Here is a 16072-nt window from a genome sequence, read left to right on the forward strand (position 1 = left end):
TTCCTATCGGCAAATGCGGATGAAGCATCGCTTGCTACGTTGGAAGATGGGTCATCGCCGTGCCGAACGTGATGCGTGCGGCTGAGCCGGTGTCGGCGCTAAGTCCGTTGTCGTCATTGGTGCAAAAAGGCTCGTGACGACCCCGAGAACAAAAAGCAAGTTAGCGGGGTAGACGCCCACTACGTGCAAGTTAGAGCACGCCAGCAAAAAGGCGATGAGAAAGTAGTAGTAGCCCTTGTATATCGCCACATCCTCCCCCTCGGGCGAATGGGAGATCCGCCTGTGAAGTCTGCCGATCGCTAAGACACCGAGGCCCACGAAGATCAGCGTGAAAACTAGCCCGAAGTTGGCGACAAGGTAGACGTAGCTCGATTCGATGCTGGGCTGCATCGCTCCAAAGCCAAGAAAAGACTCGGGCCCCAACTGACTCAGCGCGGTTACCGACGTTGAGTGCGCAGAAATGCTGCCGAGCTTCGTGCCGAGGATCTCCTGGAACACGGGAGAGGCGGACGTGTATGTCCAGGCAATGACAGCCAAGAAACCCCCGCCGAAGACGACGAGAAGCGCCTTGTTCGACGAGCGCCAGTTGAGCACCATGTAGCCCCCGACGAGCGCTGCGATCGTCGAAACAATGCCCGTAAACGACTGCGTAGCCAGCAGCGTTACCAGCAGTAGGCACACGACAAGAAACCTCCAGCGCCTGTGGTAACGCCATGACGCAACTACGGGCAGTAGGAGGGCGACGATAATCGCGTATCCGTTGGGGTCGTCGAGGACTGCTCCAAAACGGACGGATATCGACCCTTCGTAGGCCAGCGCGGGCAACCTTCCCTGCGTCCGGAACAAAATATATTGCACCGCCTCAACCGCGACCGAAATTACGGCGTACACCGACACCAGGCGTCCCAAGAGACCGGTGTCGAGGCGCCACCGCAGGGCAAATCCGGTCAGGCCGGTTCCGAGGAGAAAAACGATTGCGAAGGTGACGACTTCTGTCGAGCCCGAAAAGAGTCCCTTCACCCCGGCGAAGAGTCCGATAAAGAGCAACGCAAATGTCGTTCCCCAGAAAGGGTCTGACGACAGTCGTTTCCGTGCCCGTCGGAGGAGAGCACCCATGAGCAGTGCGGCCACCAGGACGGCGATCAAGAGGACATATTTGCCCACTTGGAGAGCGGCGGGTGTGTCCTTGTACGTGGGACTGGTTCCGGAGTCGCCAATTTGAAATGGATAGCGGTAGGCCAAGTAGTAGAACGCTACGACCATCATGACCGCGACGACGTGCGTCGCGAAGCGGCTCGCTGGATCTGCTCCCGGAGAAAGACTGGTGTCGACCCGGACGTCTTGAACACTATTCACTGACATGTCCAGACCTTTCGAGTTGTGACGTTGCAGCGAGGGCCGTCGAAACGCGACTTGCAACCCGCGACCACGAAAAACTGTCCATGGCAGAAGAAGCATCTGTTTCGGTCGCTCTCCCGGCTAACCCATCGAGCGCAAGAGCCCACTCCTCGGCGTCCGAGCTCGATTCCATGGCCTGCCCGGCGTCGCCGACGATCTCGGCGACACTCTCACAGCCTGACCAGTAGGCCACGCTCACACCACAGCTGAGAGCCTCCACGGCGGGGAGACCAAAGCCCTCCAGCGTGGACGGGAAGACGAGCCCGTGGGAGCCGCGGTAGAGCTCAGCCAGCTCCTCATCCGAGACGCCGCTAATCACATGCAGTCGCGCGGCGACGCCCGCGGCGCTGGCGAGCTCGCGAACTCGAACCTGTTCAGAGCACACCACGACAAGCTCGTAGTCGGGCCTCAGAGCAAGAGCCCGGAGCACCACGTCGAAGTTCTTGTGCGGCCGCAAGTTACCGACGTAAATGAAGTAATTCGAAAACCTTGTCGTCACGGGTCCGTCGGCGGTAAAAGCGTCAGAGCAACCGTTGCCCACATTGACGATGTTGACCGCATCGTCGCCAATCCAAGCCGAAATTGCTCGACGAGAAGTCTCAGAAACCGTAAAAACCATTCCGGCTCGCTTGATTATCGGTTTCAGCAATCGGTCGTAGTAGACCCGTTTGAGTTGGCTCGATTCAGACTCGACCTCGAGATGGATCATGTCGTGAAGTGTGATTGCCTGGCGCGCTCGAGATAGCCCCGCGTTGTAGCCCGGGGAGTAGATCAGATCCGATGCGCCGGGTCGAAGGCGGATTGGATTCACGGCATCCAAGGGTGAGGACGGCGAAAGCAGACTGCCCAACTCCTGCCAAGGCCTCTCAAGGCGCTGAGTCACCTCGCGAGAGAAGCGACCGATTCCGTGAGCGCCATCCCAGCGCGTGTCAACGAACAGCATGAATGCCCGTCCAGTCCAATAGCCGATCCGAAAAGGCCTTCTGGCCAAAACCCCTGAGAGCATCCGAGGGCACGTCGGTCATATCCACCGAAAGCGCATTCGCAATTGCTGTTGCGAGAGCACTCGGCGAGAACGATTCCACGACTTCGCCACCGCGCAGCGCTTCAACGCTCTCTCGCGCCCCGCCCTCGGAGTAGACGACTACCGGAGTTCCGAGCGCCATCGCCTCGACGGGCATGATGCCGAAATCTTCGATGGCTGGGAAGACGAACACGCTTGCCCGCTCGTACAGGGCGTAAAGCATGGCGTTCGACGGCCGGTCGATGATCGTCACCGGCACTGCAGCCGCAGCGCCAGCAGCGGCGAGGTCAGCCCGCTGCGGGCCGGCTCCGACCAGGACGACGGGCAGCGAGGCCGCCTCACCCGCTGCAATCACCACGTCCAGCCGCTTGTACGGCACGAACCTCGAGGCGCCCAGGACAAAGACCTCGGGTAGCGAGTCGAGGATCCTGAGTTCTTCAGCTGTGAGCTCCCGCCCCCACGATTCGCGGTCCTGGATCCGATCGACATCGACCGGCGGGTAAATGACGGTCGCATCCTGCCCCCACGATTCGTTGATCCGCTGTCGGACAAACTCGCTGTTGGCCGCATAGACGGCGCCGTGGCCCGCGCGCGATCGATCGAGGTGTCGAAGGAACGGCGATGCAAATTGACCTGCCAGGCCGTTGCCGCGGCCATCCAATTCGGGCGCCCAGACATAGCGCGCCGGGGTATGGACGTAAACGAACTTCGGCTGCTGCGGGTCTCGCTTCGTGCCGCCGACGTGGTGGGCGAAGAGGTGCGAGCTGACGAGCAGGAAGTCAGCGTCAGAAACATCCGTGCGCGACCAGAGTGCCGGCATGAAGGGAAGCGCAGCTGCCTTATGTCGCCGAAGCGGTGTCTTTGCCAGCCACGACTCGCGCACGGGGCGACCGTCGAAACGCTCGGGTGCCTCATTCCAGAGACACAGAAGGTCGGCTGAGGGGAAGGTACGAGCCATGGCCTCCGCGACGTTCTCCGAGCCGCCGTGCTGCGAAATCCATTCGTGGACAATCAGACCGGCCATCAGTGCGCATCCCCACCGGGAGCCAACACAGCCCGCATCGTCCGCCACAGGATCACGACATCGCCCATCACCGACCAGTTCTCGACGTAGAAGAGGTCGAGGCGGATGGCGTCCTCCCAGTCGAGCGAGGAGCGCCCGCCGACCTGCCAGAGGCCGCTCATGCCGGGCTTGAGCAGGAGGCGGCGGCGCGCGGCCTCGTCGTAGAGTGCGACTTCGCCGTCGCGCTGCGGGCGAGGGCCGACGAGACTCATCGAGCCCAGGAAGACGTTGAAGAGCTGCGGAAACTCGTCGAGCGAGTGGCGGCGCAGAACGCGGCCGATCGGCGTGACGCGCGGGTCGTCCTGCACCTTGAACAGCGGCCGGTCGCTGCTGCCCTGCTCGGCGAGGAGCGCAGCCAGCTCGGCGTCGGCGCCGACGCGCATCGACCGGAACTTCAGCATGTGGAAGTGGTCGCCGTTGAGGCCGACGCGCTCCTGCTGGTAGAGCACGGGGCCGCGGCTCGACGTCTTGACGAGAAGCGCCACGACCAGCAGCACGGGAGAGAACAGGGCGATGAGCAGCGTCGATCCGACGATGTCGAAGGCCCGCTTCGCGAACTGCTTGCCGCCGACGTAGCGCGGAGTCTCGACGTGGATCAGCGGGAGGCCGGCAACGGGGCGGGTGTGGATCCGGGGCCCGCCGATGTCAGTGAGGCTCGGGGCCACGATCAGGTGCTGCTGGCCGGCCTCGAGACCCCAGCCCAACTCGCGGATGCTCTGCGGGCCGAGCTCCTCGGATCCTGTGATGACGACCGTGTCGGCGCCGATCTCGTCGAGCACGCTCAGCGCGTCGGTGATGCGGCCGATCACGGGCACGCCGGTGTCGAGGAGGGTCGTGCCCGGGGCACCGGCGGGAATGCAGGCTCCGACGACGCGGTAGCCCTCCTCGGGGTGCCGAGCGAGCTCGCGGGCGATGTGCCGGGCGGTCTCGGCCGAGCCGACGAGCAGCACGCGCGCCGAGTAGTCACCGCGGTTGCGCTTGACCGACAGCCACTGCCGCCACATCCACCGCGAGAACACCAGCACGACGACGCCGAGGGGCAGGGCGATCAAGATGTAGCCGCGGGCGAGGTCGATCTTGAAGAGGAAGGCGACGATCGCCAGGAGTCCGAAGAGTCGGACGCTGCCGTCGACGATCTGGCGGTACTCCGCCGAGCCGCCGCCGATCACCCGGTAGTCGCGGGTGGCGTAAACGGCGAGCATGATCATCCACGCGACGATCACGACGATCGAGACCGCCGTGTAGTTGATCGCGAGATCGTTGACGTTGCCCCTGCCCGAGAGCTTCTGGCTGTCGAAGCCGAACCAGGCGATCTGCACGCCGAAGACGACCCAGACCAGCACGAGCAGATCGGTGATGCGGAGGCGCCTCGCGTAGTCGAGGCTCCAGTCGGAGTGGGTGGCCGGCCGATCGGCTACCACGACGCGCCGCCGTCGGCCGAAACCGAGACCCGAGAGCCGGCCCAGAGCCAGACGTTCGCACCGACCCGCGACAGCGCGACCGTCGACGGGTCGAGCGTGCCGGCGGCGGACGCAACCGGAGCGCAGCCGACCGGTGTCGGAACCGAGTCGGGAGTCAGGTCAGCCGTGAGCGACTCGATCGCGACGCCGTCGCAGTCGTCGGAGGACGAGTCGACGGCGAGCAGGTAGCTGGTCGCGGTGCCCGTACCCGTCGCCGTGAAGCCGAGCAATCCGTCGACGGTGACCGTCTGCCAGGCGGCGTCGCCGTTCTTCACCGCGAAGGCATCGGCGCACGAGACGGCCGCGGCGCTGCCCGACTGCACGGCGCCGAGCGGTGTGGCGCAGGGCCCCGCGACGACACCGGAAGCGAGATGCACGCGATTCGACCCACGCACCACGAAAGCGAGATCAGCGACGTCGGTCGTCGACGCCGCCCAGAACTTGCCCTCGGTGAAGGTCGCCATCGCCTTCGTCTTGGTGCAGGAGCCCGTGAGGTGACCTGCGAGAGCCGTGCGGTCGGATCCTGCGTTCAGAGCCACCGCGTCGGCGACGCCGGTCGACCCCAGGTCCACGACGGCCCAGGTGTCACCACCGTTGATCGAGCGCTCGACCTTCGGGGCCGCTCCCCCGCAGAGCCCCGGAGTCGTGCGCCAGGCCTCGGTGGCGCTCACGGCAGACAGCAACCGCACCGCGCCCGAGGGCTCGTCGATCGCGGCGGAGGCACTCGCGGTGGCGGTCGGCTGCGGCGAGCTCGTGTAGGTGGGGATCGGCCCCGGGCTTCCCGGATCGACCGGAGCCGTCGCGCGAAGAGCCGCAGCGACCAGCAGCACGTCGACCACGACGAAGGCCACGATCACGGCGATGACGACGATGCGTCCCGCCAGCGACGAGAAGAACCCCGACCCCGCGACCCGCGACTTCATCGACCGGTGCCCCCCGCGAGCGCGAACGAGCCGACGATGCTCGACACGAGGTCGTCGATTCGGGTCGCGACCCGCTCGTGGGTGGCTCGGCTACGGCCATAGGGATCCTCGATGTCGTCATCGGCCGGATCACCGGGCGGCGGCGCGATCCCGCGCGAGGCGGCAGCCGCCTGGACGACGAGCCGAGGATCCGACGCGACCAGTTCGCCGCTCTCCCCCGCGTACGCCGCCAGTCGCGCGAATTCGGCCAGCGTGAACGTGTAGCGGGAGGCGCGCGGCAGCATCGACACCGCTGCCGCTCGATGCTCGCGAGTGGCGGTGAGGATCAGATCGGCGGCCCGGATCATGTCGACGTCGAGGTCGCGCGCCCGGTGCAGCTCGGGAACGCCGCCGTACTGGCGCGACAGCTCGGCCGACAGGGGCTCCATCGGGCTGGACGTCTCGGCGAAGGTACCGGCGCTCGACAGCAGGAACGATCGGTCGAGGCGCGCGGCAAGAAGCTGCTCGGCGAGCGGCGACCGGCAGATGTTGCCCGTGCAGACGACGAGCACCGAGAGCGGAAGCACAGTCGTCATCGAGTCGCCTGCCGAGACGGGCCGCGACGGAACAGCCCGCCGCGCGCGGGAGCAACGGCCTCATCGCTCGTGCCGTAGCCGTAGTTGCCGTACCCGTAGCGGCCGTAGCCGTAGGCGTTCGGCCCCTTCAGAGGCATCATCGTGAGCACGAAGCCGGCGATCGGCGCACCGACGTTCTCGAGGGTCGCGACTGCTCCACTGAGCTGGTTCTTATGCGTCTGACCGGCGGCGACCGCGACGATGGCGCCGCTCGCCCGCTTCGCGAGGATCGCGGCATCGGTCACCGGCAGCAGCGGCGGGGCGTCGAACAGGATGTAGTCGTAGCTCGCCTCGAGGGTGGAGAGGAGATCCTGCATGCGGCGCGAGCCGAGGAGTTCGCTCGGGTTCGGCGGGATCTGGCCGGCCGGCAGCACGTGCAGATTGCCCGAGCCCCAGGGCTGCACGGCGTCCGACAGATCGAAGCGGCCGATCAGCACGTCGGTCAGACCGACCGCGCCCTCGAGGCCCATGTAGTCGGCGATCTTCGGTCGGCGCAGGTCGGCGTCGATCAGGACGACGCGGTAGCCGGCCGTCTCGAGCGCGATCGCGAGGTTGGCGACTGTCGTGCTCTTGCCCTCGCTCTGCACCGAGGAGGTCATGACGAAGGTGCGCGCCTTGCCCTCCAGCTCCAAGAACTGGAGGTTGGTGCGGAGGGTGCGGAACGACTCGGCGCGCGGGCTGCGCGGGTCGGCGTGCACGATGAGGGGGCGACTCGACGTCTTCGCGTCGTAGGCGATGCCGCCGATGATCGGCCCGGAATGGATCTTCTCGACGTCACCCTCGTTGCGGATGCGGTTGTCGAGGGTCTCGCGGAGCACCGACAGCCCGACGCCGACAGCGAGCCCGATGAGCAGGCCCAGAATCACGTTGAGGGGCACCTTGGGGCTGATCGGCGAGGTCGGCACCTGGGCCTCCTGCACGCGCGTCAGCTTTACCGTCGACGCGTCGTCTTTGCCGGTCGCCTCGATGTTCTGCACCACGTTCGTCAGGCTCTGCGAGGTCGCGTTCACGATCTCGGCCGCCTGCACCCCACTGGTTGACGTCGCTGTGATCTGAATCAGCGTCGTGTTAAGGGGCGCGTCGGCGCTGACGATCTGCGCCAGCTCCTCGGCCGTCATGTCGAGCTTGAGCGACGCCACGACCGGCTGCAGCACGATCGGCGTCGTCACGAGGTTGGCGTACGTCGTCACGCGCTGCTGCGTGAACGTGCTCCCCTGAACGAGGTCGCTCACGCTGCCGCTCGACTGGGTCGAGACGAACACCTGCGCCGTCGCCGAGAACACCGGCTTCTTGACGAGCGAGTAAGTCGCGGCCAAAGCCACTCCGACCAGTGCCAGCACGAGGATGAGAATCCATCCCTTGCGCAGCACCGTGATGTATTCGCGAAGCTCCACAGCTCGCCTTCCCCTAGCGCGCAGCGGTCCCCTGACTTTCAACCGTGCTTCGACATATTCTCACACCGCCGAGCGGCGACACGGCATGACCGCACCCGTCGTCTACTTTGGGGGTCATGCAGACCACGAGCGGTTCCCGGCGAATTCTCGTCGCGGTACTCGCTGCGCTGGCCGTTGCGGCCCTCGCCGGGCGGGCGTTCACCTCGTCTGCGACACCGTTCGGGCTCACGGGTGGCGCGCTCGAGGCCTGGCTCGCCTACGGCGTCGTGTGGGTGCCGCTGGCCGCCGGGATCCTCGTCGCCGTTGTTCTCGCACGCCGCGGCGAGGGTCCGCCGAGCCTCATTCGGCGCTGGGGTCTGCGGTTCGGGCTCTTCGACGTCTTCTGGGGCATCGCCGTCGGATGTCTCGCGCGAGCCGTCGACGCCTCGATCAACCTCTCGGTCTATCGCGACACGGGATTGCACGCGCCGGTGATCCTCGGAGACGGGCCGACCGGGGCGATTCTCGTCGTCGGGCTCGTCGCCCCGGTCGTCGTCGCTCCGCTGCTCGAGGAGGTCTTCTTTCGCGGCGTGCTCCAGCACACCCTCGCCGAGCAGGGGCGGCCGGGGACGCGCGTGAACCGGGTGCTCGTGCAGGTGATGGCGGTCGTCGTCACCGCGCTGCTGTTCGCTCTGCTGCACGTCGCGGCCGGCAGCACCGACGGAACGGCCGCCGCAGTCACGTTCGCCAGCACTCTCGTGTTCGGGCTACTGGCCGGCGGGCTCGCCGCCGCGACCGGCCGCGTCGGTGGCGCCCTCGTCGCGCACATCGTCTTCAACGGCATCGCGGTCTGGCTGACCTGGCCCGTGTAGAAATCGGTTGCGCCCGGGCCTGTACCCCCGTCTGGGAATGCAGGATCCTCGGGAGCGTTTACTACCCCTGTCGCCCTGACCGGCGACACGTCGCCCCACCCGGGCGACTTGTGAAAGGAGTCTCTATGACCACGCAGACACTTCCCGCGCAGGCCGCGGGCACATTCGACCTCGGCGGAGACCTCACCGTCAACCGCCTCGGCTACGGGAGCATGCAGCTAACCGGCCCCGGCGTCTGGGGCCCGCCGAAAGACGAAGACGAGGCCCTGCGCGTGCTGCGCCGCGCCGTCGAACTCGGCGTCAACTTCATCGACACCGCCGACTCGTACGGCCCCGCCGTCGCCGAGCCGCTCATCGCCAAGGCGCTGAAGCCGTACTCCGACGACCTCGTCATCGCCACCAAGGGCGGTCTGACCCGCACCGGTCCGAACGAGTGGCCGCCCGTCGGTCGCCCCGAGTACCTGCGCCAGGAGGCCGAGATGAGCCTCCGCTGGCTTGGACTCGAGCGAATCGACCTCTACCAGCTGCACCGCATCGACCCGCAGGTGCCGCTCGAAGACCAGGTCGGCGAGCTGAAGAAGCTGCAGGACGAGGGCAAGATCCGTCACATCGGCCTCAGCGAGGTCACAATCGACCAGGTGAAGGCCGCGCAGAAGGTCGCCGAGATCGTCTCGGTGCAGAACCTGTTCAACCTCACCGACCGCTCGGCCGAAGACCTGCTCGACTGGTCGACCGAGCAGAACATCGCGTTCATCCCGTGGTTCCCGCTCGCGACCGGCTCGCTCGCCGGCAAGGGCGGCGTGCTCGACGAGATCGCCGAGAAGAAGGGCGCGACGCCGTCGCAGCTCGCTCTCGCCTGGCTGCTCAAGCGCTCGCCGGTCATGCTGCCGATCCCCGGCACGTCGACCGTCTCGCACCTCGACGACAACATGCACGGCGCCGAGATCGAGCTGACCGACGACGAGTTCGCCGAGCTGTCGGCCATCGCCTGATCTGGCACATCGCTTGCTCACTAGCGTGAGCTGACCCCTCCCCTGGGGAGCACGGGCCTCCGGTCGCTCGGTGTCGGCTAGTCTCGACACCGAGCGATTGGAACCACCCGTGACAGACATGAGTCTTCGACTTCCCACCACGCGGTTCCAGGCCGTGCTGAACCTGGGGCCGAAGACGGCCGCGGCGATCGCACCGCCCGCCACCCTCGGTCGCCCCGAGATCTTCGGCGACTGGGACGAAGAGACAGGCCAGTCGAGCATCGCCGTGGAGTTCGCCAGCGGGCAGATCCACCTCGACACCGTCGACGGCGGTATCGACTACCACTTCCACCGCGGCAACGGCTCCGACATCGACCGGAGCCCCTGGCCCGACACGCTTGGCGGGCCCATCCTCAACTGGGCGTCGGTGCTTCTCACCGAGTTTCACCAGCGCATGCCCGACCTGCTCGAAGACCTCGAAGAAGCGGCTGCCTGGAACGACGAGGGCTACACGCTCTTCATCTGCGAGGTCGAAGAGCCGACCCAGCTCGACCTGATCACCGTCGACATCGAGGGCGAGCTGCTCACGCTGCCGTGGCTCGGCAGCGGCCGGGTCGACCACGACCACATCGACGGCGACAACCACCCGATCGCGCTGATGTGGTACGCCACTGAGGGGGCACCCGAGGTCGCGATCGCCGAGGCGCGTCTCGACCCCGACACCGAGCTGCCCGTCACGCGTGCGCTGCCCGGCATCGACTGGGAGGCCGTCGGCATGCCCGCCGACGAGGTGCTCTCCTGGCTCGAAGGCATCTACCTCAACCACCACGTGCTGCCCGACGCCGTCGGCACCCTGCTGACGGCCGCTCTCGAGCGCATGGGCGGCGTCGACGGCGTCGCGGTGCACGAGCTCTAGACAGCGCTCGCCATCGACGGGCAACCCCACTAGGCCGAGCCCGCCGCCCGTGCCAGACTTGTCGCACGACGAGCCCACTCCGGGCGAAGACCGAAGCCGTTCCCGTCGCCGTCTCCTCCGCCGCCTCGGCGAACTGCTCGAAGGGATCCCCCCGGCTCCGTGTCCTCCTCCCCTGCCCGCGACGCGTCGCGTCTGCCCGCCCTCCCCGGCATCCTGTTCGACCTCGACGGGGTGCTGACGCCCACGGCCGAAGTGCACATGCGTGCCTGGTCGACCCTCTTCACCGACTACCTCAGCGAGCACGCACCTGATGTCGCCCCGTATGCCGAGGGCGACTACTTCGAATACGTCGACGGCAAACCCCGCTACGACGGCGTGCGATCGCTGCTGGCCAGCCGCAACATCACCCTGCCTGAGGGCACCCCCGACGACTCCCCCGACCTCGACACCGTCTGCGGTCTCGGCAACCGCAAAAACGCGGTCTTCGCGGCCGAGCTGCGCGAGAACGGCGTCACCCCCTACGAAGGATCCGTGGCGTTCCTCGATGCGGCCATCGCAGCCGGGCATCGGGTCGCGGTCGTCTCGAGTTCGCGCAATGCCGTCCCCGTGCTGGCAGCCGCCGGTCTTAGCGACCGCTTCGACGTCGTGGTCGACGGCCTCATCGCCGCTGACGACAAGCTCGCCGGCAAGCCCGCGCCCGACACCTACCTCGACGGCGCCGAGCGTCTCGGCCTGACCGCAGGGCAGTGCGTCGTCGTCGAAGATGCACAGTCGGGGGTCGAGGCCGGTCGGGCCGGATCCTTCGGTCTCGTCGTCGGAGTCGACCGCGGTGTCGGCGCCGAAGCCCTGCTCGCGTACGGTGCCGACTTCGTTGTCGGCGATCTGGCCGAGCTCGTCGACGCCGTCTCTGCCCCTGCTGCTGCTCCGTCCGCTCCCGCTGGCGCTCCTGCTGCTGCCTCTGCTCCTACTGCTTCTCCGTCCGCTCCCTCCGCTCCGAAGGAGCGCGACACGAAAGCCACCGACGCATGACGACGATCACCGAAGACCCCCTCGACCGCAACCGCTTTCCCGTCGACGAGTGGGCTCTCGTCGAAACCGAGTTCGTGCCCGACGACCAGGGTGTCGCCGAGACGATGTTCAACGTGGGCAACGGCTACCTGGGGCTCCGCGGCAACATGGACGAGGGGCGTGGTGGGCACTCGTACGGCACGTTCATCAACGGGTTTCACGAGACCTGGCCGATCAGGCACGCCGAAGAGGCGTTCGGTTTCGCCCGCGTCGGCCAGACGATCGTCAACGTGCCCGACGCCAAGGTAGTGCGGCTGTACGTCGACGACGAGCCGTTCGTGCTCGCCGAGTCCGACATCCTGAAGTACACGCGTCGCCTCGACTTCCACGACGGCGTGCTGGTGCGCGAGATCGAGTGGCGCACCCCGTCGGGCAAGCGCGTGCTGGTCACGAGCCGACGCCTGGTGTCGTTCACCGACCGCCACCTCGTCGTGGTCGACTACGAGGTCACGATGCTCGACGCCGATGCGTCGCTGCTGCTGTCAAGCCAGATCCTCAACCGCCAAGACCTCGGCGACGAATACCACACGGGCATGCGCGCCTCAGCCGGCTTCGACCCGCGCAAGGCCGAGAGCTTCGCCGACCGCGTGCTGCAGCCGAAGTGGAAGCGCAACGTCGACACGCGCTACGTGCTCGGCTACCAGACCACTAACTCGGGCATGACGGTGGCAGTTGGCGCCGAGCACGCGCTCGAGACCGAGAACGAGTGGTCGCAGTCGTCGCAGATCGACGACGACATCGCCAAGCACGTCTACCGCATCAAGGCCAAGGCGGGCCGGTCGGTGCGCATGACCAAGACCATCGTCTACCACTCGTCGCGCGGCGTGCCCCCGCGCGAGCTGGCCGACCGCTGCGACCGCACGCTCGACCGCGCGCGCGAGACGCCCGTCGACGAGTTCTTCACCGATCAGCGTGATTGGCTGACCGACTTCTGGATCCGCAGCGACGTCGAGCTGCCGGGCCACCCGATCCTGCAGCAGGCCATCCGCTGGAACATCTTTCAGCTGGCCCAAGCCACCGCCCGCACCGACGGCCAGGGCGTCGCCGCCAAGGGCGTCTCGGGCTCGGGCTACGGCGGCCACTACTTCTGGGACACCGAGATCTATGTGATGCCGTTCCTCTCGTACACGGCGCCGAATGTGGCCCGCAACGTGATCCGGTTCAGGCAGGGCATGCTCGACGCCGCCCGCGACCGCGCGACCGAGCTCAACCAGCGCGGCGCCCTGTTCCCGTGGCGCACCATCAACGGTCTCGAGTCGAGCGCCTACTACGCCGCCGGCACCGCGCAGTATCACATCGACGCCGACATCGTGCATGCGCTCATGCAGTACGTTGCGGCCACCGGCGATGACGACTTCTTCGCCCGCGGCGCCATCGACATCCTCGTCGAGACGGCGCGCCTCTGGTCTGACCTCGGCTTCTGGCGCTCCAACGGCGACGAGAAATTCCACATCGACGGCGTCACCGGTCCCGACGAATACACGACAGTCGTCGACGACAACCTCTACACGAACGTCATGGCGCGCGCGAACCTCTGGTCGGCCGTCCGCATCTGCGAAGAGCTGATGGCGAACGACCCCGTCGCCTACGAGCGCATGGTGCGCCGCGTCGGTCTCGAAGAGCACGAGATTCGCGGTTGGCGCGCCGCCGCCGACGCGATGGAGATCCCCTTCGATCCGCACCGCGGAATCCACCCGCAAGACGCGCAGTTCCTCGACAAAGAGCTCTGGGATCTCGACTCAACGCCCGCCTCGAAGCGCCCCCTGCTGCTGCACTACCACCCCCTGGTCATCTACCGCTTCCAGGTGCTCAAGCAGGCCGACGTCGTGCTCGCGCTGTTCCTCCAGGGCGACGAGTTCACCCCCGCCGAGAAACGCCGCAACTTCGAGTACTACGACGCGCTGACGACGGGCGACTCGACCCTGTCGGCCGTCGTGCAGTCGATCATCGCCGCGGAGGTGGGCCACCACAAGCTGGCCCACAGCTACTTCCTCTCGGCCCTGTTCGTCGACCTCGCCGACCTGCACCACAACACCTCCGACGGCGTGCACGTGGCGTCCGCCGGCGGCATCTGGAGCGCCATGGCGTTCGGCTTCGGCGGCATGCGCGACCACAGCGGTCGCCTGACGTTCAACCCGCGCCTCCCCGCCGACTGGGAGCACCTGACCTTCCGCATGACGGTGCGCGGCTCACGCCTCCGCGTCGACGTGCGCCAGGCCGACATCACCTTCACCATCGAGCAGGGCACCGAGGTGACGGTGCACGTGCATCACGAGCGAGTCGACGTGGTGAACGGGTCGCCGGTCACGGTCGCGCTGCCGAACCAGGGGCCGCGCATCGAGACGCCGCCGCCGACCACGAGCGACCTCCGCGGCATGCTGCGCCCCGACGGGTCGATCGTCACAGCGTCGATCCCGACCATCTCGGTGGATCGCGGCGAGGTCGAGGCCGAGGTGTCGAGCAGCTAGCTCTGTTCCTCTTCTGCGCTTCTCCCCCGAATTTGAAGGAGAAACCCGCCTCGCCCGACGCATTCATCGCGATCGGGCGGGGTCGAGCGGCGGTTTCTCCTTCAAATTCGGCAGCAGGCACGCACAGCACCTGAGATCTAAGAACCGGGAACTCAGGATCCGGCGACCACGGCCCCGAGCTCGACGAACATGGCGCGCTCGATCTCGGCCAGCGGGCGGTGCTCGTCCGGTGCCAGCCAGTGCTCGAACGCCAGCCGGAACACCGTGATCCCCGACTCGGCCGCGAGCGTCGCGGCCGGCTCGGGAACACCGCGGTCGCGCAGCACGGTGCCGATCCCCGAGGCGATCGCCGCCATCTTCAGCAGCTCGCGCTCCTGCAGGGCCGGGTTCTCGCCGAGGATCCGCCAGCGCTTCCGCGAGTAGTCGCGGGCTTCGTCGGGAAAGAACCGCGCCGCCTTGGCGAGGCCGCTCGCGACGACGCCGAGGGGTGATGGGCCCTCGGGGGCGTCGGCGACGGCCGCGATCATCTCGCGCTGGAACTCTTCCGAGCCTCCAAAGAGCACTTCCTTCTTGTCGCCGAAGTGCCGAAAGAACGTGCGCTCGCTGAGCCCGACCCGCTGCGCGATCTCGCCAGCGGTCGTTTCGTCGAACCCCTGCTCGAGGAACAGCTCCAACGCCGCCTCCCGCAGGCGACTGCTGCCGCCCGGCTCCCATCTGCCCATGCGTCGATGATACGGGATTGGACAGAGTGATGACAGTCACCGACATCAGGCGTATGGTGATGTCTGTCGCTGACATCAGGTCGCCGGCACAACTCTCACGAAAGGTCATCCCATGCGCGTATTCATCACCGGCGCCTCCGGCTGGATCGGCTCCGCCGCCGTCGACGAGCTCCTCGCCCACGACTACGAGGTCGTCGGCCTCGCCCGCTCCGACGCCTCGGCCGAGTCGCTGAGCGCCAAGGGCGCGACCGCCCTCCGCGGCGACCTCGACGACCTCGACTCGCTCCGCCGCGGAGCACGCGACGCCGATGCCGTTCTCCACCTCGCCAACAAGCACGACTGGGCCAACCCGGCCGAGTCCAACCGGGCCGAGCGCGCCGCGGTCGAGACTCTCGGAGACGCCCTCGCAGGATCCGGCACACCGTTCCTCGTTGCCTCCGGTGTCGCGGGCCTGGCCCAGGGCCGCCCCTCCACCGAGCTCGACCCGTCGCCCTTCAGCGGCCCCGACGCCCCTCGCGGTGGCACCGAGAACCTCGCGCTCGACTACATCGACAAGGGCGTGAAGTCGATGAGCCTCCGCTTCTCGCCGACCGTGCACGGCATGGACGACCACGGCTTCATCTCGTACATCGTGGCGGCGGCTCGCGAGAAGGGCGTGTCGGGCTACGTCGGCGACGGCTCCAACGGGTGGGCCGCGGTGCATCGCGGGGATGCGGCCCGCATGATTCGTCTGGGGCTTGAAAAGGCTCCGGCCGGATCCTTGTTGCACGCCGTCGGCGAAGGGAGCGTCTCGACGAAGGCCATCGCCGAAGCCATCGGCGCCGGGCTCGGACTGCCGGTGACCTCGATCGATCCGGCCGACGCGCAGGCGCACTTCGGGTTCATCGGCACGTTCTTCGCGATGAACATGGCCTCGTCGAGCACGCTGACGCAGGAGCTGCTCGACTGGACCCCGACCGGCCCGACGCTGCTCGACGACATCGCCGCGGGCGCCTACTTCGCCGTGTGAGGCCCCGCCAGTGCAAATTTGAAGGAGAAACCTCGCGGCGCTGACGGAAACATGCCGATCGGGGGGCTGCCGTCGCGGGTTTCTCCTTCGAATTTGCAAGCGGGCCGCGCCGACGGGCCACGACAGGCGCGGACCCGGCGCAGGCGCGAAGCTCAGCGCGCGGGCAGCCCGGCCCCCCCCAGGCCGACACT

The 16072-nt window shown here is 67.1% G+C and carries 14 protein-coding genes; 6 read left to right on the forward strand and 8 right to left on the reverse strand.

All coding sequences use genetic code 11. From position 1 onward, the window contains the following. Positions 1-51 precede the first annotated feature (51 nt). The 7 genes from ITJ49_RS03695 to ITJ49_RS03725 all read right to left on the reverse strand — a co-directional run bounded on the left by ITJ49_RS03695 (position 52) and on the right by ITJ49_RS03725 (position 7876). The gene (locus ITJ49_RS03695) at positions 52-1362 is read right to left on the reverse strand and encodes a hypothetical protein (protein ID WP_194601558.1); all 1311 of its coding nucleotides are present in this window, start codon (positions 1360-1362) and stop codon (positions 52-54) included. Next, entirely contained in the window at positions 1349-2107 is a 759-nt protein-coding gene (locus ITJ49_RS03700; RefSeq protein WP_194601561.1) for a glycosyltransferase family 1 protein, read from the reverse strand. The genes ITJ49_RS03695 and ITJ49_RS03700 overlap by 14 nt, the downstream gene beginning before the upstream one ends. A gap of 220 nt (positions 2108-2327) precedes the next feature. Next, positions 2328-3494: a glycosyltransferase gene (locus tag ITJ49_RS03705; RefSeq protein WP_194601564.1), complete on the reverse strand. Its 1167-nt coding sequence runs from the start codon at positions 3492-3494 to the stop codon at positions 2328-2330. Further along, positions 3446-4906 (reverse strand): sugar transferase, encoded by a 1461-nt coding sequence (locus ITJ49_RS03710; RefSeq protein WP_194601567.1) that lies wholly within the window; start codon positions 4904-4906, stop codon positions 3446-3448. The genes ITJ49_RS03705 and ITJ49_RS03710 overlap by 49 nt, the downstream gene beginning before the upstream one ends. Then, a complete protein-coding gene (locus ITJ49_RS03715) occupies positions 4900-5868 on the reverse strand; it encodes a hypothetical protein (protein ID WP_194601570.1) in 969 nt (322 codons plus the stop codon). The genes ITJ49_RS03710 and ITJ49_RS03715 overlap by 7 nt, the downstream gene beginning before the upstream one ends. After that, on the reverse strand, positions 5865-6443 hold the full coding sequence (locus ITJ49_RS03720; protein ID WP_194601573.1) for a low molecular weight phosphatase family protein: 579 nt from the start codon (positions 6441-6443) through the stop codon (positions 5865-5867). Before ITJ49_RS03720 ends, ITJ49_RS03715 begins: the two co-directional genes overlap by 4 nt. After that, a complete protein-coding gene (locus ITJ49_RS03725; RefSeq protein WP_055960199.1) occupies positions 6440-7876 on the reverse strand; it encodes a polysaccharide biosynthesis tyrosine autokinase in 1437 nt (478 codons plus the stop codon). The genes ITJ49_RS03720 and ITJ49_RS03725 overlap by 4 nt, the downstream gene beginning before the upstream one ends. A 116-nt stretch (positions 7877-7992) precedes the next feature. Between ITJ49_RS03725 and ITJ49_RS03730 the strand changes: the two genes are divergently transcribed. From ITJ49_RS03730 to ITJ49_RS03750, 5 genes are all read left to right on the forward strand, one after another. Further along, on the forward strand, positions 7993-8727 hold the full coding sequence (locus ITJ49_RS03730; RefSeq protein ID WP_194601576.1) for a CPBP family intramembrane glutamic endopeptidase: 735 nt from the start codon (positions 7993-7995) through the stop codon (positions 8725-8727). Positions 8728-8852: 125 nt separating this feature from the next. Then, a complete protein-coding gene (locus ITJ49_RS03735) occupies positions 8853-9719 on the forward strand; it encodes an aldo/keto reductase (RefSeq protein ID WP_194601579.1) in 867 nt (288 codons plus the stop codon). Between the two features lie 109 nt (positions 9720-9828). Then, positions 9829-10614 carry a hypothetical protein gene (locus ITJ49_RS03740; protein WP_123941481.1) on the forward strand — a complete coding sequence of 262 codons (786 nt, stop codon included), beginning with the start codon at positions 9829-9831 and terminating at the stop codon, positions 10612-10614. A gap of 159 nt (positions 10615-10773) precedes the next feature. After that, the gene (locus ITJ49_RS03745; protein WP_370544358.1) at positions 10774-11643 is read left to right on the forward strand and encodes an HAD family hydrolase; all 870 of its coding nucleotides are present in this window, start codon (positions 10774-10776) and stop codon (positions 11641-11643) included. Next, entirely contained in the window at positions 11640-14150 is a 2511-nt protein-coding gene (locus tag ITJ49_RS03750; RefSeq protein ID WP_194601583.1) for a glycoside hydrolase family 65 protein, read from the forward strand. Before ITJ49_RS03745 ends, ITJ49_RS03750 begins: the two co-directional genes overlap by 4 nt. A 152-nt stretch (positions 14151-14302) precedes the next feature. Here ITJ49_RS03750 and ITJ49_RS03755 read toward each other — a convergent pair whose 3' ends face one another. Beyond that, positions 14303-14872: a TetR family transcriptional regulator gene (locus tag ITJ49_RS03755; protein WP_194601585.1), complete on the reverse strand. Its 570-nt coding sequence runs from the start codon at positions 14870-14872 to the stop codon at positions 14303-14305. Between the two features lie 112 nt (positions 14873-14984). Here ITJ49_RS03755 and ITJ49_RS03760 point away from each other — a divergent pair, with 112 nt between their 5' ends. Further along, entirely contained in the window at positions 14985-15881 is an 897-nt protein-coding gene (locus ITJ49_RS03760; protein WP_194601588.1) for an SDR family oxidoreductase, read from the forward strand. Positions 15882-16072 lie beyond the last annotated feature (191 nt).

The organism is Frondihabitans sp. VKM Ac-2883 (assembly GCF_015350875.1).
Taxonomy (GTDB): Bacteria; Actinomycetota; Actinomycetes; order Actinomycetales; family Microbacteriaceae; genus Frondihabitans.

Bases quoted from the DNA above. Each gene is read 5' to 3' on its own strand.
- ITJ49_RS03750 (WP_194601583.1), top strand. From the start codon at position 11,640: ATGACGACGATCACCGAAGACCCCCTCGACCGCAACCGCTTTCCCGTC.
- ITJ49_RS03695 (WP_194601558.1), bottom strand. From the start codon at position 1,362: ATGTCAGTGAATAGTGTTCAAGACGTCCGGGTCGACACCAGTCTTTCT.
- ITJ49_RS03735 (WP_194601579.1), top strand. From the start codon at position 8,853: ATGACCACGCAGACACTTCCCGCGCAGGCCGCGGGCACATTCGACCTC.
- ITJ49_RS03715 (WP_194601570.1), bottom strand. From the start codon at position 5,868: ATGAAGTCGCGGGTCGCGGGGTCGGGGTTCTTCTCGTCGCTGGCGGGA.
- ITJ49_RS03755 (WP_194601585.1), bottom strand. From the start codon at position 14,872: ATGGGCAGATGGGAGCCGGGCGGCAGCAGTCGCCTGCGGGAGGCGGCG.
- ITJ49_RS03720 (WP_194601573.1), bottom strand. From the start codon at position 6,443: ATGACGACTGTGCTTCCGCTCTCGGTGCTCGTCGTCTGCACGGGCAAC.
- ITJ49_RS03760 (WP_194601588.1), top strand. From the start codon at position 14,985: ATGCGCGTATTCATCACCGGCGCCTCCGGCTGGATCGGCTCCGCCGCC.
- ITJ49_RS03700 (WP_194601561.1), bottom strand. From the start codon at position 2,107: ATGATCCATCTCGAGGTCGAGTCTGAATCGAGCCAACTCAAACGGGTC.
- ITJ49_RS03730 (WP_194601576.1), top strand. From the start codon at position 7,993: ATGCAGACCACGAGCGGTTCCCGGCGAATTCTCGTCGCGGTACTCGCT.